Origin of the sequence: Olleya sp. YS (assembly GCF_029760915.1) — a bacterium.
Lineage (GTDB): Bacteria > Bacteroidota > Bacteroidia > Flavobacteriales > Flavobacteriaceae > Olleya.
This window is the reverse complement of record NZ_CP121685.1, coordinates 66,039-89,436: the sequence shown is the minus strand read 5'-3', so window position 1 is coordinate 89,436 and position 23,398 is coordinate 66,039. Positions and strand designations below refer to the sequence as shown.

Annotated in this window: 20 protein-coding genes; 13 read left to right on the top strand and 7 right to left on the bottom strand. The window is 31.1% G+C overall.

What is annotated here, in order from left to right; genetic code table 11:
- Nucleotides 1–47: 47 nt before the first annotated feature.
- From Ollyesu_RS00450 to Ollyesu_RS00420, 7 genes are all read right to left on the bottom strand, one after another.
- A complete protein-coding gene (locus tag Ollyesu_RS00450; RefSeq protein ID WP_279301850.1) occupies nt 48–650 on the bottom strand; it encodes a DUF1801 domain-containing protein in 603 nt (200 codons plus the stop codon).
- A gap of 11 nt (nt 651–661) precedes the next feature.
- On the bottom strand, nt 662–1,078 hold the full coding sequence (locus Ollyesu_RS00445; RefSeq protein WP_279301849.1) for a hypothetical protein: 417 nt from the start codon (nt 1,076–1,078) through the stop codon (nt 662–664).
- Nucleotides 1,079–1,185: 107 nt separating this feature from the next.
- Complete coding sequence (secA, locus tag Ollyesu_RS00440; protein WP_279301848.1) at nt 1,186–4,542, bottom strand: preprotein translocase subunit SecA; 3,357 nt, start codon at nt 4,540–4,542, stop codon at nt 1,186–1,188.
- A 279-nt stretch (nt 4,543–4,821) separates the two neighbouring features.
- Entirely contained in the window at nt 4,822–5,043 is a 222-nt protein-coding gene (locus Ollyesu_RS00435) for a DUF2795 domain-containing protein (protein WP_006989959.1), read from the bottom strand.
- Nucleotides 5,044–5,207: 164 nt separating this feature from the next.
- Nucleotides 5,208–5,780: a cob(I)yrinic acid a,c-diamide adenosyltransferase gene (locus Ollyesu_RS00430; RefSeq protein ID WP_279301847.1), complete on the bottom strand. Its 573-nt coding sequence runs from the start codon at nt 5,778–5,780 to the stop codon at nt 5,208–5,210.
- A 47-nt stretch (nt 5,781–5,827) separates the two neighbouring features.
- The gene (locus tag Ollyesu_RS00425; RefSeq protein ID WP_279301846.1) at nt 5,828–6,607 is read right to left on the bottom strand and encodes a class I SAM-dependent methyltransferase; all 780 of its coding nucleotides are present in this window, start codon (nt 6,605–6,607) and stop codon (nt 5,828–5,830) included.
- Between the two features lie 279 nt (nt 6,608–6,886).
- On the bottom strand, nt 6,887–8,752 hold the full coding sequence (locus tag Ollyesu_RS00420) for an ABC-F family ATP-binding cassette domain-containing protein (RefSeq protein ID WP_279301845.1): 1,866 nt from the start codon (nt 8,750–8,752) through the stop codon (nt 6,887–6,889).
- Nucleotides 8,753–8,973: 221 nt separating this feature from the next.
- Between Ollyesu_RS00420 and Ollyesu_RS00415 the strand changes: the two genes are divergently transcribed.
- The 13 genes from Ollyesu_RS00415 to Ollyesu_RS00355 are packed head-to-tail and all read left to right on the top strand — an operon-like array spanning nt 8,974 to nt 23,396.
- Nucleotides 8,974–9,774 carry a polysaccharide biosynthesis/export family protein gene (locus tag Ollyesu_RS00415; RefSeq protein ID WP_279301844.1) on the top strand — a complete coding sequence of 267 codons (801 nt, stop codon included), beginning with the start codon at nt 8,974–8,976 and terminating at the stop codon, nt 9,772–9,774.
- Nucleotides 9,775–9,783: 9 nt separating this feature from the next.
- The gene (locus tag Ollyesu_RS00410; RefSeq protein ID WP_279301843.1) at nt 9,784–12,246 is read left to right on the top strand and encodes a polysaccharide biosynthesis tyrosine autokinase; all 2,463 of its coding nucleotides are present in this window, start codon (nt 9,784–9,786) and stop codon (nt 12,244–12,246) included.
- A gap of 22 nt (nt 12,247–12,268) precedes the next feature.
- Nucleotides 12,269–13,165 (top strand): ABC transporter permease, encoded by an 897-nt coding sequence (locus Ollyesu_RS00405; protein ID WP_279301842.1) that lies wholly within the window; start codon nt 12,269–12,271, stop codon nt 13,163–13,165.
- A 1-nt stretch (nt 13,166) separates the two neighbouring features.
- Nucleotides 13,167–14,447: an ABC transporter ATP-binding protein gene (locus tag Ollyesu_RS00400; RefSeq protein ID WP_279301841.1), complete on the top strand. Its 1,281-nt coding sequence runs from the start codon at nt 13,167–13,169 to the stop codon at nt 14,445–14,447.
- A gap of 1 nt (nt 14,448) precedes the next feature.
- Complete coding sequence (locus Ollyesu_RS00395) at nt 14,449–16,341, top strand: hypothetical protein (RefSeq protein WP_279301840.1); 1,893 nt, start codon at nt 14,449–14,451, stop codon at nt 16,339–16,341.
- 1 nt (nt 16,342) lies between these two features.
- Nucleotides 16,343–17,185 carry a hypothetical protein gene (locus Ollyesu_RS00390; RefSeq protein ID WP_279301839.1) on the top strand — a complete coding sequence of 281 codons (843 nt, stop codon included), beginning with the start codon at nt 16,343–16,345 and terminating at the stop codon, nt 17,183–17,185.
- Entirely contained in the window at nt 17,182–18,234 is a 1,053-nt protein-coding gene (locus tag Ollyesu_RS00385; protein ID WP_279301838.1) for a glycosyltransferase, read from the top strand. The genes Ollyesu_RS00390 and Ollyesu_RS00385 overlap by 4 nt, the downstream gene beginning before the upstream one ends.
- Nucleotides 18,235–18,245: 11 nt before the next feature.
- Complete coding sequence (locus Ollyesu_RS00380; protein WP_279301837.1) at nt 18,246–18,932, top strand: FkbM family methyltransferase; 687 nt, start codon at nt 18,246–18,248, stop codon at nt 18,930–18,932.
- The gene (locus Ollyesu_RS00375; RefSeq protein WP_279301836.1) at nt 18,933–19,754 is read left to right on the top strand and encodes an alpha-1,2-fucosyltransferase; all 822 of its coding nucleotides are present in this window, start codon (nt 18,933–18,935) and stop codon (nt 19,752–19,754) included.
- A 2-nt stretch (nt 19,755–19,756) separates the two neighbouring features.
- Nucleotides 19,757–20,785: a glycosyltransferase family 2 protein gene (locus Ollyesu_RS00370; RefSeq protein ID WP_279301835.1), complete on the top strand. Its 1,029-nt coding sequence runs from the start codon at nt 19,757–19,759 to the stop codon at nt 20,783–20,785.
- Nucleotides 20,775–21,497, top strand: a complete 723-nt coding sequence (locus tag Ollyesu_RS00365) for a hypothetical protein (RefSeq protein ID WP_279301834.1) — start codon at nt 20,775–20,777, stop codon at nt 21,495–21,497. Before Ollyesu_RS00370 ends, Ollyesu_RS00365 begins: the two co-directional genes overlap by 11 nt.
- 1 nt (nt 21,498) lies before the next feature.
- On the top strand, nt 21,499–22,452 hold the full coding sequence (locus Ollyesu_RS00360; protein WP_279301833.1) for a glycosyltransferase family 2 protein: 954 nt from the start codon (nt 21,499–21,501) through the stop codon (nt 22,450–22,452).
- Nucleotides 22,452–23,396: a glycosyltransferase family 2 protein gene (locus Ollyesu_RS00355; RefSeq protein WP_279301832.1), complete on the top strand. Its 945-nt coding sequence runs from the start codon at nt 22,452–22,454 to the stop codon at nt 23,394–23,396. Before Ollyesu_RS00360 ends, Ollyesu_RS00355 begins: the two co-directional genes overlap by 1 nt.
- Nucleotides 23,397–23,398 lie beyond the last annotated feature (2 nt).

Genomic DNA, 23,398 nt, shown 5'->3' with positions numbered 1-23,398 from the left:
TATTAATACTAAAAGCGGTTATATTAATTTATAACCGCTTTTTTAGTTTAACAGTTTTTGTACTTGTCGTGCAAACCTTTGGATTCAATAATCATAGGTTTGATTTTTTCTAGCCTAGAGACTTTTGTGGCATCTCGTTTTGCTTCTGCTATATAATTGCAATACTCTCTTTGGTGAGAAGGTGACAGTGCTTTAAATGCAGCGTTTAATTCAGTATTGTTTTTTAATTCATCCTTTAACTCTGTAGGAATAACGACATCTTTTTTTGTTGCTCTTACAGGTTTTAATTCTTTACCTAATTTTTGATTGTCTATTGCCTCTTTTATGTAAGCCAAAACAATAGGTTTGTTTATGTCGTCAATAGCTGTAAATCTTAATTGACGTAAGGCTTTGGTTTTACCTTCTTGTGCATTGTACAACAAATTTTGTTCATCTTTTAAAAACACACCATTAAAAAACCACAAACAAAAATGATTTTTAAAAGCACCTAATCCTACAACATTTTTACCTTGGTAACTATATACTGGTGCGCTCCATTTAATGGATTCTTCTAAATTAGTGGATAGAAGTAGTTCTCGTAAAGTTTCTAAAGCATCTTTAAAGTGCGCATTATTTTCTATATATTCTTCTACTGAATAAACTTTTTTCATAGTATTAAATCCTAAATTAACTTTCCATAAACATATCTATTGGCTAAAGATTTTCCAAAGAAAAAAGCTGCAATTGCAAATAAACCATCTGCCAAACTAAACCATAATTCTTTTGGAAGCATAATAATATTAAAGGCAGTAGCAGCAAGCATAACACCTCCTACTATGTAAGCTGGAATCATACTTGTTTTAGATATTATTCCTGCTATCCACATCCCACATATAATCCCAGCAAAATGACCAATAACCACAAATACTTTGGCTCCTGTTGGTATTAAATGCATATTTGCTTTTATGGATTCCATATTCATTGGGTCTATACCTTTTGGTAACGGAAAAAAATGATGTCCAATTAGTGACTCAAATAGATAGACGACTCCTGATGCAATCACTAAGCCGACAATAGTTGCTAGTATATTTTTAAGCATAATATAAAGAATTAATACTCAATACTGAGTTAGTTAGTATTTCAATTTACAAAAAAATCCTAAAGTATTGTACTTTAGGATTTGTATTAATTAATGTGTGTAAGCGGTTACTCGTTAACCAAAACCCATTCGCCTTTAGCAATTAAAGGCTCTGCTTGTTTATATTTTAAGGTTTTGTTTTCACCACTCATCACATGTTTAATGGTTACTCTATCATTACGTCCAATTTTTGGTTGGTCTCTAACAATAGTTTCAACCACTTGTTGTTGACGTTGCGTGTTTCCTGCAGCTCTACTTTGTGCTGCGCGCTCATCCATATTAGGGATTTCATCTTTTTGGGTTTGTAAATTTTCCTTTTTACGGACTTCTCTAGCTTCACTAATAGCATTTGTAGTTTCTGTAGGTAATTCACCTTTAAATAAAAATGAAATCACATCTTTATTCACTTGGTCAATCATACTTTTAAACAATTCAAAAGCTTCAAACTTATAAATTAATAAAGGATCTTTTTGCTCATGGACTGCTAATTGCACAGATTGCTTTAACTCGTCCATCTTACGTAAATGCGTTTTCCAAGCGTCATCAATAATAGCTAATGAGATATTTTTCTCAAAGTCAGTTACTAATTGCTTTCCTTTAGTTTCATATGCTTTTTCTAAATCCGTAACAACTTGCAAGTTTTTTACACCATCAGTAAACGGTACGACTATACGTTTGTATTTATCACGTTGATTAAGATATACGTTTTCAATAACAGGAAAAGCAATTTCTGCATTGCGCTCCATTTTTTGTTTGTAATGTGTAAACGCAGATTTATAAATGGTTTGTGCAACCTCTAAAGCAGATAGTTTATTAAACTCTTCTTCAGAAATATGTGAGGACATAGAGAAATATCTAATCAACTCAAATTCAAAATTCTTAAAGTCATTAGCTTCCTTGTTAGTTTCCGCAATACCTTCTGATGTGTCATAAATCATATTGGCTAAATCCACGCGAAGACGCTCTCCAAATAAGGCATGATAACGACGTTTGTAAACTACTTCACGTTGTGAGTTCATGACATCATCATACTCTAATAATCGCTTACGAACACCAAATTGGTTTTCTTCTACTTTTTTCTGAGCACGCTCAATAGATTTAGAAATCATAGAATGCTGAATTACTTCACCTTCTTTTAATCCCATTCTATCCATCATTTTAGCAATACGATCTGAACCAAACAAACGCATTAAATTATCTTCTAGCGACACGTAAAATTGCGAGCTTCCTGGATCTCCTTGACGACCAGCACGACCACGTAACTGTCTATCTACACGACGCGAATCGTGACGTTCTGTACCAATAATTGCCAATCCACCTGCAGCTTTTACTTCATCAGATAATTTAATATCTGTACCACGACCAGCCATGTTGGTTGCAATGGTAACTTGTCCAGCTTTACCAGCTTGATCAACTATTTCTGCCTCTTTTTTATGCTGCTTTGCGTTTAAGACGTTGTGTGGTACTTTTCTAATGGATAGCATTTTTCCTAACAATTCAGAAATCTCAACACTGGTTGTACCAATTAATACAGGACGACCTTGTTGCGATAACTTAGTCACCTCATCAATAACTGCATTGTATTTTTCACGCTTGGTTTTGTAAACTAAATCTTGTCTGTCATCTCTTGCAATTGGTCTGTTAGTTGGAATCTCTACAACGTCTAATTTGTAAATTTCCCAGAACTCGCCAGCTTCTGTAACAGCAGTACCTGTCATTCCAGACAGTTTTTTGTACATTCTAAAGTAATTTTGAAGCGTTACCGTTGCAAAAGTTTGCGTTGCATCTTCAATTTTTACATTTTCTTTAGCTTCAATTGCTTGGTGTAATCCGTCACTATAACGACGACCATCCATAATACGACCAGTCTGCTCATCTACAATCATTACTTTATTATCCATGACTACGTATTGCGTGTCTTTTTCAAATAAAGCATAGGCTTTAAGTAACTGGTTTAGGGTATGAATTCGTTCTGATTTAACACCAAAGTCTCTAAATAAGTCTTCTTTGGCGTCAGCTTCTTCTTCTTTTGATAAGCCTTGAGCTTCAATTTTTGCGATTTCAACACCAATTTCTGGCATCACAAAAAAGTTTGGATTGTCTTTTCCTGAAAGGAATTCAACCCCTTTATCTGTTAACTCAATTTGATTAGTTTTTTCTTCAATAACATAATACAACTCCGCATCTACCTTAGGCATCTCACGATTGTTGTCTTGCATGTAAAAGTTTTCTGTTTTTTGAAGAATTTGTTTTACACCTTCTTCACTTAAAAACTTAATTAAAGCTTTATTTTTAGGGATACCTCTGTACACTCGTAATAGTTGAAAACCACCTTCTTTAGTATCACCTTCAGCAATTAATTTTTTAGCTTGAACTAAGACTTGGGTTAAATATTTGCGTTGTACAGCAACTATGTTTTCTACTTTAGGCTTTAGTTCTGTAAACTCGTGTTCATCACCTTTAGGGATTGGACCAGAAATAATTAAAGGCGTACGTGCATCATCAATTAATACCGAATCGACCTCATCAACAATCGCGTAGTGGTGAGGACGTTGTACCAAATCTCCTGGTGCATGTGCCATGTTATCACGTAAGTAGTCAAAACCAAACTCGTTGTTAGTACCATAGGTGATATCTGCGTTATAGGCTTTTCGACGTGCATCACTATTTGGTTGATGGTAGTCTATACAATCGATGCTTAATCCATGAAAGTTAAAGATAGGAGCCATCCAAGCACTATCACGCTTTGCTAGATAATCGTTTACAGTTACTAAATGCACACCATTTCCAGCTAAAGCATTTAAATAGACAGGTAATGTTGCTACTAAAGTTTTACCTTCACCTGTTTGCATCTCTGCAATTTTACCTTGGTGCATCGCAACACCACCAATAAGTTGAACATCATAGTGGACCATGTCCCAAGTAATGGCTTTACCAGCAGCATCCCAAGAATTAGACCATACAGCTTGGTCGCCATCTAAGGTTATAAAGTCTTTGTCTCCAGATAAGCTTCTGTCAAACTCGTTAGCAGTTACAGTAATAGTTGTATTGTCTTTAAAACGTTTAGCAGTTTCTTTAACAACAGCAAATGCTTCTGGAAGGATTTGGTTTAATACATCTTCAGTTACTTTGTAAGCGTCTTCTTTAATTTTATCAATCTCTTGATAGATATCCTCACGTTGGTCAATATCTTCAGTTGCTTCTGCTTCTGTTTTAAGCGTTTCTATTTTTGTGTAGTAAGGCTCACGTGCTTCTGCTATAATAGCCTTAAACTCGGCAGTTTTAGCTCGTAATTGATCGTGTGATAAAGCTTCTAAAGCTGTTTCAAAGGTTTTAATTTTATCTACTATAGGTGTGATGGATTTAACGTCTTGTTTAGACTTGTCTCCAACAAACACTTTTAGTACGGAATTTAAAAAACTCATAGGTTTTGTGTTTTATTTAAGATGAAATCCTTTATTATATAAAGTCTTTCATGTTTTAGTTTTTTTATAATGAGATGCTTCGACAGTGCTTAGCATTATCATTTTGGTTTGATATATTTTGATATATAATGAAATTCTTTCTTTTGCTCAGAATAACAGTAGTTTATATTTATTCCTTTTAAATAGGGTTTAAATATACGTTTTTAGCTGCGTTTGGCTAAATTTTAAAGCACAAAAAAAGTCTCTAATTGAGACTTTTTTGATACTATTTATAGGTTATTAATATTCGTCCTCATTCCAGAGGTAATCTTCATCAGTTGGATAATCTGGCCAAATTTCTTCTATGGAGTCGTACGAATCACCTTCGTCTTCAATAGACTGTAAGTTTTCTACAACTTCTAAAGGTGCGCCTGTTCTAATAGCGTAATCAATAAGCTCATCTTTAGTTGCTGGCCAAGGTGCATCACTTAAATAAGATGCTAATTCTAATGTCCAATACATTTTTTATGCGGTTTTAATTTTTGCAAAAATAAATTTTTAGTTTAAATAGTCAAGTAAAAAGTGAATTATTTTTTTCATTAAAAAAAAGAACGTCTTCTAAACTGAAACTACTTGATACTAAAGTGTTTTGCAGTGTTACTAATAACAGCACTTTGTAAAGTAGTTTACTTTTTTTCTGGTATCCACTTAACTTCGTCTGCTTGTAAGTCATGAGACAATTTTCGTGCCAATACAAAAAGGTAGTCAGAAAGACGGTTTAAATAGGTTAATGTATTCGCTTCAAAAGGTTCTAAATCGTTAAGTGCTGATGCTAAGCGTTCTGTACGTCTGCAAACGGTACGTGCGATGTGACAGAATGACACAGTTTGATGACCACCTGGTAATACAAAATGTGTCATAGGTGGTAAAGCTTCATTCATGGTGTCCATTTCTGTTTCTAGTAATTCTATATCTTTGGAAGTGATTTTTTCTATGTTTAAACGCTCTTTTCCGTTTTTTAAAATGGCTTTTTCAGGATCTGTTGCCAAGACAGCACCTACTGTAAATAGTTTGTCCTGTATGTTTATAAGGATGTCTTTGTAATGTTGGTTGATGTTTTGGTCTCTAACTAGTCCTATATGCGAGTTTAGCTCGTCTACTGTTCCGTAACTTTCTATGCGTATATGGTGTTTTGGTACACGTGTACCACCAAATAATGCAGTGGTTCCTTTATCTCCTGTCTTTGTGTAAATTTTCATAATCGTAAAGTTAATAGTAAAAAGGCAAAAGGCAAAAGTTAGTATTGCTAAATTCTAATAGTAAAATGCTCTTTAGCCTGTTCTTTTCTGAAAAATACCAGTCCAAAATGATAAGTATCGATAGTTACTGTGACTTTAGGGTGTTTTTTAATACTCTCCCAAGCGTCTGTCATGTCTTTGGACCAATAGATGTCATCAAAAATAAACACAGAATTGTTATGACTATTGGGTAGTAACGTTTCAAAATAATTTAAAGTAGCTTCTTTTTGATGATTTCCATCAAAGTAAATCAAATCGAAAGTTGTTGTTTTTAATTGATTAATAACAATAGTAAAGTCACCTGTTAAGAGATCTATATTATTTAAATTGAAATTATTAAACGTGTTTTGCGAAAATGTTGAAATATTTGGGCAGCCTTCAACAGTGGTGATTTTGGCTTTAGGATTCCCTAAATGCATCGCATGTGTTGCTATACCAAGCGATGTGCCTAGTTCTAAAATAGAATTAAATTGAAAATAATTTGATAGTCTATATAATAATTTTGCGTCTTTAAAGCTAGAACCTGCAACCTTTGCCATTTTTGAAACCAATCGCGAGTTGGTTTTAAACACCTGGCTTCCCGAGCCTAAATCTTTGACATCAATGGTTTGATTACTTTTTAATAACTGATTGATGTAGTCTTTAATTGTTTTATAAGCAACGTGATTTGATTTATTATAAAAGCATTTAGTTACTAAGTCAAATACAAAAGGGGAGTGGACACCATGTTGATTGGTGGAGCGTTTTAAAAATTTGAAGTAGGATGTTATTTGATGAGAAGTGCTCATTTTTTGCTATTTCTTTTTTCTATCTTTCTGTTCATTTTGTCTTGATACAAAACGAACCAAAAAATCAAATTGAAATGAGGAAATTACTAAAGTACCATTCGCTTTCGGAATTACGTGCTTAAAGCTTCGCTTTGCATCTCCATTCCTTCGCTCATTATTTCTGCATTTCAATGTTCAATTCTACGAATTGATTTTAGGATTAGACCTTTTTACTCTGTATGGTTTTTAATCCCAAGTTTTATTTTTTGATTACTGCTTACTGCTTACTGTATACTGAAACTAACTCTCCATCTTCTCTGCTAACTCCAACCAGCGTAACTCTTTTTCTTCAATACTATCTATAATAGTTTGAATTTTGTTAGACAGTTCTGTGATTTGATCTTGTGTTAAATCTGGGTTTAAAAACTGTTGTTCTATGTCTTTTTTATCAAATTCTAGTGCTTTGATTTTGCTTTCTAAATTTTTATACTCTTTTTGCTCGTTATAAGATAGCGCTATGTTGCTGTCTTTTTTCCAGTTTTTCTTTTCTTTTTTATCTTCGGTGTTATCTGTGTTTTCCGGAGCTTTACTGTCTTCATAAGCACGATAATCTGAATAATTTCCAGGAAAATTTTCAACCTTGCCTTCTCCTTTAAAAACTAATAGATGGTCCACAATCTTATCCATAAAATAACGGTCGTGAGACACTACAATGAGGCAACCCGGAAAATCTAATAAGAAATCTTCAAGCACATTTAGAGTTACAATATCTAAATCGTTTGTAGGTTCATCCAGAATTAAAAAGTTTGGATTTTGGATTAACACCGTACATAAATATAAGCGTTTACGCTCGCCACCACTAAGTTTTTCAACAAAGTCATATTGCTTTTTACGATCAAATAAAAAGCGTTCTAATAGTTGTTGTGCGCTAATTTGGCGTCCTTTTTTTAACGGAATATAATCGCCAAAATCTCTAACTACATCTATCACTTTTTGATCTGGTTTTGGGGTAATTCCAGCTTGGGTATAGTATCCAAACTTAATCGTTTCGCCAATAATAATTTTACCACTATCAGGAGGTATGGTTTGGGTTAGCATATTTAGGAACGTAGATTTTCCTGTTCCGTTTTTACCAATAATACCAACACGTTCGCCACGTTGGAAGTTATAATCAAACTTATCCAGAATTATTTTGTCTTTAAACGATTTGGAGAGTTTAACTAGCTCGACAATTTTACTTCCAAGACGTTCCATGTTAAGCTCTAACTCGACCACATGATCTTTTCTACGTTGATGCGCTTTATGCTTAATGTCTGCAAAATCGTCTATTCTAGATTTAGATTTTGTGGTACGCGCTTTAGGTTGGCGACGCATCCACGTTAATTCTTTTTTATACAGTTGTTTGGCTTTTCCAGTTTCGATTTGTTCTCTAGCAATACGATCTTCTTTCTTTTCTAGATAATACGAATAGTTTCCTTTGTAACTGTATAATTGTCCATGGTCCAGTTCTAATATTTCGTTGCACACACGTTCTAAGAAGTAACGGTCGTGTGTGACCATAAACAAAGTGATGTTTTCTTTTGCAAAAAAGGCTTCTAGCCACTCAATCATCTCTAAATCTAAGTGGTTGGTAGGCTCATCCAATATTAATAAATCAGGTTTATTAATTAAGGCGTTAGCTAAGCTTAAACGCTTTTTTTGTCCACCAGATAAGTTACTTACTTTCTGCTCTAAATTATCAAGTTTTAGTTTAAATAAGATTTGTTTGTATTGGGTTTCAAAATCCCATGCATTGTGCCTGTCCATCTGCTCAAACGCTTTTTGATAGACATCTTCATCTTCTGGATTTAATAAAGCTTTCTCATAGTTTTTAATAATATCTAAAATAGGGTTGTCTGAGTTAAAGATAGTTTCTTCTACAGTTAAATTTGTATCAAGGATAGGTTCTTGAGGTAAAAACGCAACCTTTATGTCTTTCCTGTAAATTATATTCCCAGTATCAGGGACATCAAGTCCAGCCAACATATTTAAAATGGAGGTTTTTCCAGTACCATTTTTGGCAACAAAAGCAATTTTTTGATCCTTGTGTACACTAAAGGATAGGCCTTCAAATAAGGTAAGCTCGCCATAAGATTTGGCTATATGTTCTACTGTTAGATAATTCAATATTCGATTTTTTTACAAAGATGCTATTATAGTTTAAAAGTAGAAAGTTTTGAAGTTTAAATATTACACGCTTTGTGACATATTTAATGAACTTGCTTTTTTTATAATAGAATATGTAGTATAATTTTCTAGAAATGTTAGATTAAAAACCAAAAACACCGATAAATGTTTTGTTTTTCACGATGAAAGGTTATATTTGTCAATTAACAAACGCCTCAACAATGAAGCAAATTATAGTCTGTATCATGGTAGTATTTAGCCTTTTAAGTACGTCATGTATTACAAATAAAGACGTGGTTTATCTACAAGATAAAGGAACGATTGTAGATGACTCACTTCAAATCCAAGCATTAGCAACACCTTACCGAGTTCAAATTAATGATATATTAAGTGTTAGTATAAAATCTACAGATAGTGAATTAAAAAAATTAGTTGAAATTTTTCAACCAACAGAACAAGTTGCAGGTTCTGGTAACAGTCAGAATTTATATTTTAATGGGTTTACTGTCGATTTACACGGAAATATTGAGTTTCCTATTTTAGAAAAAGTGAATGTATTAGGATTTACAACAGATGAAATTGAGGATAAAGTGAAGCAAGCATTGTTAGATAAGTACTTAAAAGATGTATCTAAAATATTTGTGACTGTTAAACTAGCAGGATTGCGTTATACTGTAACAGGAGAAGTAGGTGGAGGTGGAGTTCTAACTTTATTTCAAGATCGTGTAAATATCATCGAGGCTTTAGCTAATGCTGGAGATATTTCAGATACTGGTGACCGTAAAGATGTATTGGTGATTAGGCAATATCCTAATGGACAAAAAATTCATCATATCGATTTAACAGATAAAGCAGCTATGAAATCACCATACTATTACATACAGCCAAACGATATGATATTAGTAAAACCTCTTAAACGTAAGGCATTAGGTGCAGGTCAAACTGCTACGCAAACCTTTACTACAATAGCAAGTATCTTCTCTGTTTTGATTTCTACTTATTTTTTAGCTAAAAACCTTTAATTAGTTATTATGAATGAAGAATTTGATGTTTTAGACTCTAGTCCTGCATTTGATATTAAAGCCTTTTTATTTAAAGCGCTTAGTTATTGGAAGCTGTTTATATTATGTGTTGGGATTGGTGTTTTTATTGTCTATCAACAAAATATACGCAAGCAGCAATCCTATAGATTAAGTACTAAAATATCTATTGAAGACGATAAAAACCCGTTGTTTACCTCCAACACTAATTTAACCTTTAATTATGGAGGAGTTTCTGGTAAAGTACAAACATTAATAAATACATTGCAATCTAGAAGCTTGCATGAACAAGTTGTAAAAAACTTAGAGTTTTATGTAACGTATTTGAAACAATCTAGATTTAGAAAAGATGATGTCTATAAGGACGCACCATTTAGATTTACTTTAGATACTACTGGATTTCAATTACTAAATAAGCCTATTAAAATTACTTTTTTAGGACAAGGTGAAGCTGAATTGGAATTTAATTTTGAAACTACAGTCGCTAGTGCTCAAAAGTATTCTAATTTTGCAGTTAAATCAGTGGATGTGCCTCAAGGGGTAAATACAAAACGCTTTACCTTGGGAGAGTTTATTGATTTACCCTACTTAAAAGGAACTATAAATATTGTTGAGGACAGTACACCTAAATCTGGAGACTCTTATTTTCTACAGCTACTGCCATTTGATGCTGTTGTTGCAAAATACAGAGGAAAATTAACTATTAATAATCCTAGAAATTCTGCCATCATTAGCCTAAGTATGGTTGATCATAATACTAAGAAGATTGAAGATTATTTAAATGAAACTGTCAAGGTAGTCACAAAAGAGCAACTAGAACGAAAAAATCAGTTTGTAACTAATACAATTGAGTTTATTGATAGTCAACTAAATCGCGTTAAAGACTCTTTAACAGGAAATGCGGATGCTTTAAATGAATACCGTTCTAGAAACGGAATTTACAACTTAGATCAAGAAAGTGAGCAAATCTCACAAAAGTTAACAGATTTAGAATTTCAGCGAGATGATATTAATCGTAAAAAGGCCTATTATGCAGGTTTAAAATCCTATTTAGAAAACAGTAAAACGTTTACAGACTTACCAGCACCATCAGTTGCTGGAATAGACGACGGTAATATTTTAAATAATATTTCAAAAATTAATGCACTATCTGTACAACGTGCTAAATACGAAGCTACTGTACAACCAGGAGCATCTATATTTGATGATTTAGATAGACAAATTGAAAGTATTAAAATGGTATTGCTAGAAAATATCAGTTCTGCATCAATTGGATTAAACCGAGAACTTAATTTAATAAATGGTAAAATTGGAACTGCCAAAGGACAGTTTAATAAATTACCAAGAGATCAACAAAACTTATTAGATATAGAACGTCAATATCTATTAAACGAAAAAACATATAATCTATTTCTGTCCAAACGTGGTGAGGCAGATATTATTAAAGCAGCAACAGTCTCTGATATTTTATGGATTGACTCTGCTAAAAATACAGGCGCGCGTCCAATAGATTTAAAACTAAGCTCTAGATATTTATTTGCATTTTTTGGTGGGATTTTGCCACCATTATTGCTGGCGTTTTTAGTTATCTTTTTTGATACTAAAATACATACACCTAAAAATTTAGAAAATTTAAGTAATATACCATTATTAGGTGTTGTCGGTAAAAATTTATTAGATAATAATTTAGCGGTACACCGTAAACCAAAGTCTGCAGTTGCGGAAGCGTTTCGTGCTATACGATCAAGTTTGCAATATATGTATAAGCAACACGATTTGGATAGTACTAAAACCGTTATGATTACGTCGTCTGTTAGTGGAGAAGGGAAAACATTTTGCTCTATAAATATTGCAACCGTTTTTGCTTTAAGTGGTAAAAAAACAGTATTAGTTGGCTTAGACTTACGTAAGCCTAAAATTTTTGGAGATTTTGATATCCAAAACGATATTGGAGCAGTTAATTACTTAATAGGTCAAAAAACTTTGGAAGAGGTGACACAAAGTACAAAAGTTAACAATTTAGATGTTATAACCTCTGGACCCATACCACCAAATCCGTCTGAATTATTGATTAGTGAAAAAATGGATGAGTTAATGAATCACCTTAAAGCTAATTATGACTATATTATTTTAGATACACCTCCTGTTGGTTTGGTTGCAGATGCAATGGAATTATTAACCTACGCAGATGCGTCATTGTATGTAGTAAGACAAGATTATACCAAAAAAGAAATGCTTAACCTTATTAACGATAAACACAAAAAAGGCGAGATTAATAATATTAGTTTCTTGTATAACGGTTATGACCAAAAAGGAAAATATGGTTATGGCTATGGTTATGGCTACGGTTATGGTTACGGTTATGGTAATTATACTAATGGTTATCATGAAGAAGAAAAAAATAAGGACTCATTTATTAAAAAAGTAACTACTTTTTTAAATCCTTTTAAATAAACATCTATAAAAAGTTGAAAACTTGGAAAAGGATAATCTAAAATCAGATTGGTTATATACCATTTCACCAAAGCAAAAGCTTGTCGATTTTAATTTTAAAGAGATTTGGCGTTATCGTGATTTGCTTGTGCTATTTGTAAAACGAGATGTTATTACTATGTATAAGCAAACTGTGTTAGGTCCTTTATGGTATTTAATACAACCCTTAATAACATCTGTAATTTTTACAATAATATTTAATGGTATTGCTAATATTGACGTCGGTACAGGTGTACATCCTTTTTTGTTTAATCTAGCTGGAATCACTATATGGAATTATTTTGCAGAATGTTTAAAAGGTACTAGTGATTCGTTTAAAAAAAATCAAGGTATATTTAGTAAAGTCTATTTTCCAAGAGTCATTATGCCTATGACTGTAGTTATTTCTGCATTATTAAAATTTGCTATACAATTTTTAATATTTATTGGTTTTTATGTGTTTTTTGCAATGCAAAATAATGCAGGTATTATAGACTTTAAAGTTTTAATGCTATTTCCCCTTTTGGTTTTACTAATGGGATTGTTGGGTTTAGGCTTAGGGATGATTATATCGTCTATGACTACAAAATATAGAGACCTAACTTTTCTTGTTGGTTTTGGCGTGCAATTACTTATGTACATTTCTGCTGTAATGTACCCAATAAATGTAGCGGTTGAAAAAATTCAAAATAATTTCCCGAAAACAGCAAATATTATTAATCCTATAATAGAAAATAATCCGTTAGCAAATGTTGTGGAAACCTTTAGATACATGTTTTTTTCTCAAGGTAGTTTTTCAATAAAAGGTATACTAATAACCTTGTTTGTTACTGTATTTATAGCTTTGTTAGGGTTAGTGGTTTTCAATAAAACAGAAAAATCTTTTATAGATACCGTTTAGTATGTCAGAGCAGCGTGTAATATTAAAAGCAGAAAATATTTCCAAACAATACCGTTTAGGTTTGGTTGGAACAGGCACCATAAGTCACGATTTAAATCGTTGGTGGCATAAAGTACGTGGTAAAGAGGATCCGTATTTAAAAGTTGGTGAGTCTAATGATAGAAGTACTAAAGGAGACTCGGAATATGTTTGGGCTTTAAAGGATATTAATTTTGAAGTCAAAAAAGGAGAAGTTTTAGGGATTATTGGAAAAAATGGAGCAGGAAAATCAACCCTTCTAAAAATCTTATCAAAAGTCACAGGACCAACCACTGGTGAAATTAAAGCCAGAGGACGTATAGCCTCTTTATTAGAAGTGGGTACAGGATTTCATGGCGAAATGACAGGACGTGAAAACGTATACTTAAATGGAGCCATTTTGGGAATGACCAAAAAAGAAATCTCCTCAAAAATTGAAGAAATCATAGAGTTTTCAGGCTGTCAACGCTATATAGATACTCCTGTAAAACGCTACAGTTCTGGAATGACAGTCCGTTTAGCTTTTGCAGTAGCTGCTTTTTTAGAACCAGAAATATTAGTTATAGATGAGGTTTTAGCTGTAGGTGATGCTGAGTTTCAAAAGAAAGCAATTGGAAAAATGCAAGACATCTCAAGAGGTGAAGGACGTACAGTGTTGTTTGTAAGCCATAACATGGCGTCTGTACAAAAACTATGTACAAGAGGTTTGTTGTTGTCTAATGGTACAATAGCTTTTGAAGGTCCAATAGAAGAGACTATTGAAAATTATAGAAAACAAGTCACACAAGAGGTTAATAAGTTTGATTTTTTAAATAGAAATAGAGCCAACAAACCTGTTAGTTTTATTGGGTTTGAAACGTTAAATAATAAAAAAGAAATTACTGATAGGCTATTAATTAATGAACCTACATATTTTGAAATAAAATTGAGCAGTAAAGTTGATGTTAAAGTAACTGTACGTATAACTATATTTGATCAAAATGAAACAAGGATTTTAGCTTTCGATTCTAGAGACACTTCAACAATCTTTGATTTATCTAAAGGCGAAAATACGCTTATCTGTTCATTAAAAAACGGTCTAGAAATTAAGCCTGGAGAATATTATATAAATATTTCGGTTAAATCACCCGATGCACTTTTAGATCATATAGTAAAAGTTTCAGATTTAATTATTGATCCTACAGATTATTTTAATTCTGGACGTTTAGTGACATCAGATATCCCACTTATTTTAAAACGTAACGAGTGGCATTTTACTAAATAATATGAATGAAGCTTTAATTCATATATTAATTGTTTGGTCAAAAGGAAAATCGCATTTACAAGCAATTTCTCAAGACATTTCTAATTCATTTAATGTATTAAATACGTTTCAATTTTCATGGAAAGAAGAATTGTTTCATGAAAATCTAAAACGTTTTTATTCACATTCTCAAAAAGATAAAACCGAAGCTGAATTTGATGCAATAATAACAGGAAAAATTGAACATTGTGGATCAGATGATTTTACTGTTTTAATTTTTGAAGATGAAAATCCTAAATTTGAAAACCGTAAGACTTCAAACGGTATTACTACTGTAAACACAAATGTTTTTGATAAAAAAGCAAAATTTAGAGCGTTAACAGGTGGAGGACACAAAATACACGCGTCAGACAATTACTTTGAATCTAATAAAGACATTTCATTTTTATTAAATACCACATTAAAAGATTATAAAAATAATTACAAACAGACTTCAAAAACTATAAATAAGAAAAATAATGTTCTAGGTGTTCCTTTTTGGAAATCAATAGACGAGTTGTTTTTTGCTTTAAATAATAGTCTGGAATACGTTGTGCTTAGAAATTTTGATTGCCTACCAAACGACTATCACGTAGAAGGACATGGCGATATTGATTTATTGGTAGAGCATCTTAATTATACTAAATACATAACAGGTGCAAAGACTGCTTTTCCAGATTTAAAGCATCGTGTTTACCATTATATAAATATTAATAACGAAGAAGTACCATTTGATTTCAGGTATTTGGGTGATGATTATTATGATAAAAAATGGGAGTTTAATATTTTAAAAAACCGTCAATTATCTGATTATAACTTTTATATACCAGATGATAAAAATCATTTTTATTCACTCTTATATCATGCCTATGTACAAAAAAGACATATTGCACAAGATTATAAAATCAAACTAGAAACTATTGCAGAAAGAAGTGATATCAATTATAATAAAACGCTTAGTTTAAAAGAAACAGGCGAGTTATTAAATCAATTTATGCTTCAAAACGGTTACCAATATTCGCTTCCAAAAGACTTTTCGGTTCATTTTAATAAAAAGAATATTGAATTTTCTAATATTCAAAATGTAACAACTAACTTAGGGACACTAATTACATCTAGTACTACTAGAACTGAAAACGAGTCGTTTTTTACTGAGGTTTACCAAACACCTAATAGCATAATAAAAATCGCATCGTTCCCTGTTAGTCATAACGAAAATCGTTTTCTAAATACACTTAAGGATTCCATTTATTTTCCAAAAGTATTGTCTTTTAGTAAAGTAGGAGACTACGATAAAGTTGAAATTGAGAAAATTAATGGTGTTTCTTTTTTAGAGATTAATAATATTGCTTCATTTTGGTCTACAAGTGGTATTAATGATTTTATTAAAGACTTAATAGACATGCTAATAGAACTTAATAATAATGATATTATACATAGAGATATTAGACCAAATAATATACTAGTAGTAAGCAATGATAGAGGCAAATTATCTCCAAGGTTAATAGATTTTGGATGGAGTGTCTATAATTACGATAAAAATAAAATTACTCCTGTTGGATTAGGCGATAAATTTAAACTACAATCTGATAGATTTTCAGATATATACTCTGTCGCATTAACTTTAAATGAATATATTGGAAAGTTTGATTTTACTAAAAAAACGATTAATAGTTTAATTAAAGTTGGTTTAGATTCCTCTTTAAGTAAAGATGAAACAACTTTCAAACTATCTAAAATTAAGGAACAATTAAATAAAAAAAATAAGTTAAGTTTTAACGATAGAAAACAATTTGCCTTAAAAAAAGGTAAAGCTTTAATAGGAGTCAAAAATGTGACGAAAATAATGAGTTTTTTAAAAAGGTTTAAATCATAATATGCCAAAATTTTCTTTAATAGTATTGTCAAAAACAGATCAACAATCTACGTACGATATGAATGTAGAATGCTTTGACACCTTTATAAAAAGTGCTATTAAGGCCAAAGTAGATTATGAGATATTATTGATAGAAAGCAACAAAAACAGCCATTACCAATACAACGTTCAGCATTTAAAAATTATTACACCCAAGGATGCGTTTAGTTTTCATAAGTTTTTAAATATTGGAGTAAGTCATGCTAATGCAGAGTACTATATTTTAAGCAATAACGATGTCGTTTTTGATATAAATTGGTTAGTCGAAACTAATAACGTTTTGCAACATAATCCCAAATTGTTATCCGTTTCGCCATTAGATCCTAAAGCTAATAGCTTACCTAAAGAGGCATTAGAAAATAATAATTATATTGTTGGTTATCAAATACAAAAACACCTTACAGGTTGGTGTATTGTAGCACATAAAAAGGTGTTTGAAGCTATAAAAAAATTAGATGAACGTTTCGGTTTTTATTATGCAGATAATGACTATGCTATGCAATTACAAAAATATAATATTAAACACGCATTAGTCACTAACGCAATAGTACACCATTTACATGGACAAAGTAGTGTTGGAGATAATAAAAATAAATCGTTTGAGTTACCAGCAAAAACACCAAATTATATCATTAAAGAAAACTGGACTTGGGTATTAAATAATAAAAAAATGATTGAAGGTTTAATATTATTTCATGATAAATGGGGAAGTAGAAAAACCATAAAAATAAAATTATTTTTAGCTAATACAGTATCTAAACTAGGTTTAGGATATTTAAATAGATTTATCATAACGCATTCATGAGAAAAGGGGAAAACATAGTACGTAATAAAACACTAGAGTTACAACCTTGCTCGCATCGTGTAATTATTCCTTTATATATTCCAAATGAGGAAGGCTATTATAAAGATGCTTTTAAGATTTTTAAAATGTGTGTATTGTCAGTGCAAAAAACAGCTGTATCACCTTTAAAAATATCTGTAGTCTCAAACGGAAGTACATCTAAAGTCAATGAAAGACTATTCAAATTATATGAAGATAATCACATTGACGAGCTTATTATAGAAACTGAAACCATAGGTAAAATAAATAGTATACTAAAAGCTTTACGGACCGCAGAAGAACGCTTAATCACAATTACAGATGCAGACGTTTTGTTTTTAAACGATTGGGAGAAAGCAGTTTTAGCAACTTTTGAAGCCTTTCCAAAAGCAGGAATGGTAAGTCCTGTACCAATTTATAGAACCCAATTACGTCATACAGGAAATATATGGATGGATTATTTATTTTCAAGCAAGCTAAAGTTTAGTCCAGTTAAAAGCCCAGAAGGCTTAACCAAATTTGCAAAAAGTGTAGGTTGGCCAGATTTAGAACCACATTTAAAAGACGTCATAGCTACTTTAGAAGGTAAAAACAATACAAAAGCAGTAGTTGGTAACTCTCATTTTGTTGGAACCTATAAAAATGAAGTATTTAATAAAATTCCAGATACCAATAGCAACTATAAACTTGGTGGTACAAGCGAGTATTTGTATAATGATTTACCCATCCTTAAAATGGGAGGTTACCAGTTAGCAACGTATGATAATTATGCGTATCATATGGGTAATGCTTCTGAAGAATGGATAGAAAAGGAATTTGAAAATTTAAAAACAGAAGAAAAACATTATAACGATTTTGAAGCTATTAGTACGTTAAAAGCAAGTCCTTTAAAATATATAATTTCAGAAAAAATATTCAAAAAATTATTTAAATATAAAGGTTTTAAACAATGGATTTATAAACAAAAAGGACTCACTAAAGAGCAAATTTATAACTTTTTAGAACGTGACTTTTTGAGTGATAAAGACTAAATAGAAGTAAAATGATTAAAAAAATTAAAAGAAAATTAAAATACATTCTATTTAAAAAGCAAATAGACCAACAAAATCAACAAAATCAGTTGCAATATGAGCGTTGCAAACCTTGGTTTACTGTAAAAGGCGATGAAACGTTACGTTTAAATTATCCATTAAATAAGGATTCTGTTGTGTTTGATTTAGGAGGTTATAAAGGTGAATTTGCATCAGATATTTACAATAAATATGAATCCACAATTTATGTTTTTGAGCCTATTCAATCGTTTTATAATATTATTAAGCAGAAGTTTGCAGATAACCCTAAAATTAAAGCGTATCAGTATGGTTTAGCAGGTCAAGATCAAACCATGCAAATTAGTTTAACAGACAATTCGTCCTCAGTCTATATTAAATCTAAACATGCGGAAACCATTCAGCTTAAATCCATTGTAGATTTTATAAAAGCTAATAACATAAAGCATATTGATTTAATAAAAATAAATATCGAAGGTGGCGAATATGACGTGTTAGAAGCGTTAATAGCTCATAATATGCTTCCTTTATTTACAGATTTACAAATTCAGTTTCATGATTTTATTATACCAAATGCTGCTGAAAGAATGAAAGCCATTCAAAACGAATTGTCAAAAACGCACCAATTAACCTATCAATACGAGTTTGTTTGGGAAAATTGGACATTAAAACAATACTAAGTGATCGTTATAAAGTTAATAGGTGGTTTGGGTAATCAAATGTTTCAGTATGCTGCTGCAAAAGCAGTAGCACTACATACTAAACAAGAATTAAAATTAGACACATCAGGTTTTGACGATTATAATTTACATGATTATGGGTTGCATCATTTTAATATTAATGCTAAACTCTTTAATCAAAAAAGCAAGTGGATTAGAAAGCTAGAACACAAGCTAAATTTAACCACTTACTATAATGAGCAATCTTTTAGATTTAACCCAGAAGTATTCAATATTAATACTAAAAACATTCAGTTAAACGGTTACTTTCAGTCAGAAGACTATTTTATAAATTATCGAAACGATATTTTAAACAACTTTAAAATTGTTTCACCATTAAAACAACAAACTCAATATTTATTAGCAGAAATGGCTAAGACCAATGCAGTATCCATTCATATTAGACGAGGGGATTTTTTAAAACATGAGGTGCACAATACTTCTAAAGCGCAATACTATAAAGACGCTATGGCAGTTATTGAAAGTAAAATAGAACAACCAACCTATTATTTATTTTCGGATGATATGGAATGGGTAAAAGCGAACTTTAAAACTAATCATAAAGCAGTTTATGTCGATTGTAATGATGCTGCAACAGCTTTTGAAGACATTAAACTCATGTCTAATTGTAAACATAATATTATAGCAAATAGCAGTTTTAGTTGGTGGTCTGCTTGGTTAAATACCAATCCAAATAAAATAGTTATTGCACCAAAACAATGGTTTAATGGAGACCAATATGACTACACTGATGTTGTTCCTAAAAGTTGGATAAAGCTATAGTTATGATTCAACAACCACTTATAACCGTTTTAATACCAACTTATAATTGTGAACAATATGTACACGATGCAGTACAAAGTATTTTAAACCAAACCTATACTAATTTTGAGTGTATTATAATTGATGATTGTAGTACAGATGGTACAGTAGATATTATAAAAACATTTGACGATCCACGCATCAACCTAATTGTTAAACCAAAAAATTCTGGCTATACCAATAGCTTAAATTATGGATTGACCATTGCAAAAGGAAAGTATATTGCTAGAATGGATGGCGACGATATTAGTCTACCAAATCGATTTGAAAAACAAGTCGCTATTTTTGAACAAAATGACGATATTGTTGTCTGTGGTTCTATTTTTAAACTAATAGATACAGAAACTATCATAGAAGCTCCAGAGCATCATGATGCTATAAAGCTAGGTTTACTAAAAGAGTCTTGTATTGGTCATCCAACTGCTATGATTAGAACATCAGTGTTAAACACACATAACATTAATTATAATACTGCTTATGAACCTGCAGAAGATTATGATTTATGGGTAAGACTGTCTCAAGTAGGTCAATTATACAACATCCAAGACGTCTTGTTTTTGTATCGCGTGCACGACAATCAAGTGTCAATAACTAAAAAAGAAATACAGCGTAAAAGTGCTAGTTTATCAAGATTTAATATGTTAAATCAATTAAATTTAGATTATACAGAGTTAGAAAAACAAGCTTATATCAAACAGTTTTCTTATACTGAAAGACTTAATTTTGAAGAGTTAGTTGCTTTGATTAAATTGAACAATAAAGCCTTTAAAGCAAATGCTAAAGGGTTTTTTAATCAAGAAAATTTAAAAACTATTCTGCAAACTTTTCAAACAGAAGCTATAAATCAGTATTTTAAAGCAAATAAAAAATACAGTCCAAAAATGATTAATCAGTTGAAAGAAATTTCAAGATTAACAGCGACAAATTTTAGTTTTTTAGACAAAGTAAAATTATATATAAAGTCTTTAATATTTTTTAAAAATGATAAGTAAAATTAAAAGAATACTTAGAGAGCAAATAAAGTTACAACGTTTGATGTATTTACAATCCAAAGAGTTGGAATGGGCTCAAATTTATCATGACAGTATTAGAGGGAAGAAAGAGATTGAAAATTTACCAATAAATGTTGGTAGATGGGCTGGAAACTATACGTTCTTTTATTTGTTGAATAGGATTTTATCTGAGTATAAACCTGAAAAAATTATAGAGTTTGGACTTGGTGAGTCTACTAAGTTTATTTCTACATTTTTAGATCATTATCTATCAAACTCTCAATTACTAACTATAGAACATGATGACAATTGGAAAACATTATTTTTAAATAATTTTAAAGCATCAACTAACTCTAAAATCGAAATTTTTGAATTAACAAAAAAACAAATTAATGGTCATAACAGTAATGGTTACAAAGATATCGAGAGCAAAATAACAGAAGCTTTTGATTTATACATTGTTGATGGTCCTTTTGGATCGCCTCATTTTTCGCGTCATGATATTGTTGCTCTTTTAAAGCTTAAATCTAAAGGAGATGAATTTATGGTTATTATAGATGATTATGAACGAATTGGAGAGAAAGAAACAACACAATCTATTTTGGATCTTTTAAAGCTCATAAATATTGAAGTTTTTACTAAGGAATATGTTGGTAATAAGAGTGTTTTTGTAATAGCTACAAAAAAGTATAAGTATGTAACTTCTTTTTAAAGTGAATTTACCATTAGTTTCTATTATAATTCCAGTCTTTAATCGTGAGTCTATTATAAAAATGACACTAGATTCTATACAAGCACAAACTTATAATAATTGGGAGTGTTTAGTTATTGATGATGGTAGTAGTGATCATACAGAACAAACCATTGCAGAGTATAGTAATAAAGACAATAGAATACAGTATAAAATACGACCAAATCACTTAGTAAAAGGTGCCAATAGTTGTCGTAATTATGGTTTTACTTTAGCAAAAGGAATATATATTAATTGGTTTGATAGTGACGATGTCATGAAGTCTACATTTTTAGAAGACAAAGTAAATGCCTTTACAACTAATACCGATGCTGTTATCCACAGAAACAATTACGCAAATTATCAATTAACAGTATTTAGAGACAGTAAATTTGAATATCAAAACGGAAAGTCTCTATTCTATAATTACGCAATGGAAACTATAGAAATACAAACCTGTGGTTTTATGTGGAAAAAGACTTTTCTTGAAGGAAAACCCTTATTTGATGAAGCCATTATGCGCTATCAAGATAACGAGTTTCATATACGGATGATTGCCCAACAACCTAAACTAGTAATTCTTGATAAAGTATTAGCAACCATTAGAAGTGGTGATGGACATGATAGTCAAATCAGCGCAAAAGCAAACATCACTAAGCAAAAATTATATGACGTGTTTTATTACCGTTACCAATGTTTAAAATTGGCTAAGGATAATAGCATTAGTGTAGATGCTAATTTTAATAAAATAATAGCCAAAAAAACATTGTGGGCTTTTTATGCAGGTTTGCGTTTTGAGACCAATTTAAAACAAAGATTAAAAGATTTTATAAAGTATTACAGAAGACTTCAATACGTGTATTCAAGTCCTCAGATGTCGCCATTAGATAGCATTAAATCTCAGTTTTATATTTTAAAAATTATAGCTTTTAGATAATGATTTCTATCATCATTCCCATATACAATCGTGAACATTTAATAGAAGAAACTATAGCTTCTATTAAAGCACAATCCTATACCAGTTGGGAGTGTATAATTGTAGATGATGGTAGTACAGACACGACTGTTAACATTACTAAAAAAATAATTGAAGCAGATAAGCGTTTTCAACTGTTTGAGCGTCCATCTAATTTAAAAAAAGGACCTAGCAGTTGCAGGAATTATGCAATTACTAAGATTAAAGGCCATTACATTCAGTTTTTTGATAGTGATGATATTATGCATCCAGAACATCTTAAGTTGAAGATAGAAGCGATTCAAGATAATGATTTTGTAGTTTGCCAATTACAGGAATTTACAGGAGATTTTAATGAGAATTTATATGCAAAATCTCAACCTCAAATACAAGAAAGTAAAAACTTGTTTGAAGATTTTGCTACAGGTACTTTCCCTATGATGATGGTAGCTCCACTTTGGAAAGCCTCAAGTTTGTTACCATATTTGCCCATTAGAGAGGATTTACATATTTTGGAAGATCACGAGCTGTATGCACGTGCGCTTTTTGAGAATAAAACTTATGCGATAATAAACAAACCATTGATTTTTTATCGTGTTGGATTAAACTCTTCAACCCATAGTTTTTATACTAATGTCGATTATGGTTTAGCCTCTTATTTTGAAGCTAAAAGAACCGTATTGAGGTCGTCAGATTCCAAAAATATTAAGCTAGCCATCTTAAAAATGACTTTAGGATTTTTCAGGCAAGCTTTGGCAGAACGAAATTTTAAAGCAGCTAAGAGCTGTTTAAATTTTATAAAACAAGAACAATTAGCTTATAACGATGATTTAAAATCAAAACTATCTCGAATTCGTTTTTTCTATGGTATTTTTAAAGTCATCAAAAAAGGAGATACAAAATTTAAACCTTTATTTAAGTTGTAATT

Bases quoted from the DNA above. Each gene is read 5' to 3' on its own strand.
- Ollyesu_RS00355 (WP_279301832.1), top strand. From the start codon at position 22,452: ATGATTTCTATCATCATTCCCATATACAATCGTGAACATTTAATAGAA.
- Ollyesu_RS00395 (WP_279301840.1), top strand. From the start codon at position 14,449: ATGAATGAAGCTTTAATTCATATATTAATTGTTTGGTCAAAAGGAAAA.
- Ollyesu_RS00400 (WP_279301841.1), top strand. From the start codon at position 13,167: ATGTCAGAGCAGCGTGTAATATTAAAAGCAGAAAATATTTCCAAACAA.
- Ollyesu_RS00380 (WP_279301837.1), top strand. From the start codon at position 18,246: ATGATTAAAAAAATTAAAAGAAAATTAAAATACATTCTATTTAAAAAG.
- Ollyesu_RS00365 (WP_279301834.1), top strand. From the start codon at position 20,775: ATGATAAGTAAAATTAAAAGAATACTTAGAGAGCAAATAAAGTTACAA.
- Ollyesu_RS00385 (WP_279301838.1), top strand. From the start codon at position 17,182: ATGAGAAAAGGGGAAAACATAGTACGTAATAAAACACTAGAGTTACAA.
- Ollyesu_RS00415 (WP_279301844.1), top strand. From the start codon at position 8,974: ATGAAGCAAATTATAGTCTGTATCATGGTAGTATTTAGCCTTTTAAGT.
- secA (WP_279301848.1), bottom strand. From the start codon at position 4,542: ATGAGTTTTTTAAATTCCGTACTAAAAGTGTTTGTTGGAGACAAGTCT.
- Ollyesu_RS00430 (WP_279301847.1), bottom strand. From the start codon at position 5,780: ATGAAAATTTACACAAAGACAGGAGATAAAGGAACCACTGCATTATTT.
- Ollyesu_RS00450 (WP_279301850.1), bottom strand. From the start codon at position 650: ATGAAAAAAGTTTATTCAGTAGAAGAATATATAGAAAATAATGCGCAC.
- Ollyesu_RS00410 (WP_279301843.1), top strand. From the start codon at position 9,784: ATGAATGAAGAATTTGATGTTTTAGACTCTAGTCCTGCATTTGATATT.
- Ollyesu_RS00370 (WP_279301835.1), top strand. From the start codon at position 19,757: ATGATTCAACAACCACTTATAACCGTTTTAATACCAACTTATAATTGT.
- Ollyesu_RS00390 (WP_279301839.1), top strand. From the start codon at position 16,343: ATGCCAAAATTTTCTTTAATAGTATTGTCAAAAACAGATCAACAATCT.
- Ollyesu_RS00435 (WP_006989959.1), bottom strand. From the start codon at position 5,043: ATGTATTGGACATTAGAATTAGCATCTTATTTAAGTGATGCACCTTGG.
- Ollyesu_RS00445 (WP_279301849.1), bottom strand. From the start codon at position 1,078: ATGCTTAAAAATATACTAGCAACTATTGTCGGCTTAGTGATTGCATCA.
- Ollyesu_RS00425 (WP_279301846.1), bottom strand. From the start codon at position 6,607: ATGAGCACTTCTCATCAAATAACATCCTACTTCAAATTTTTAAAACGC.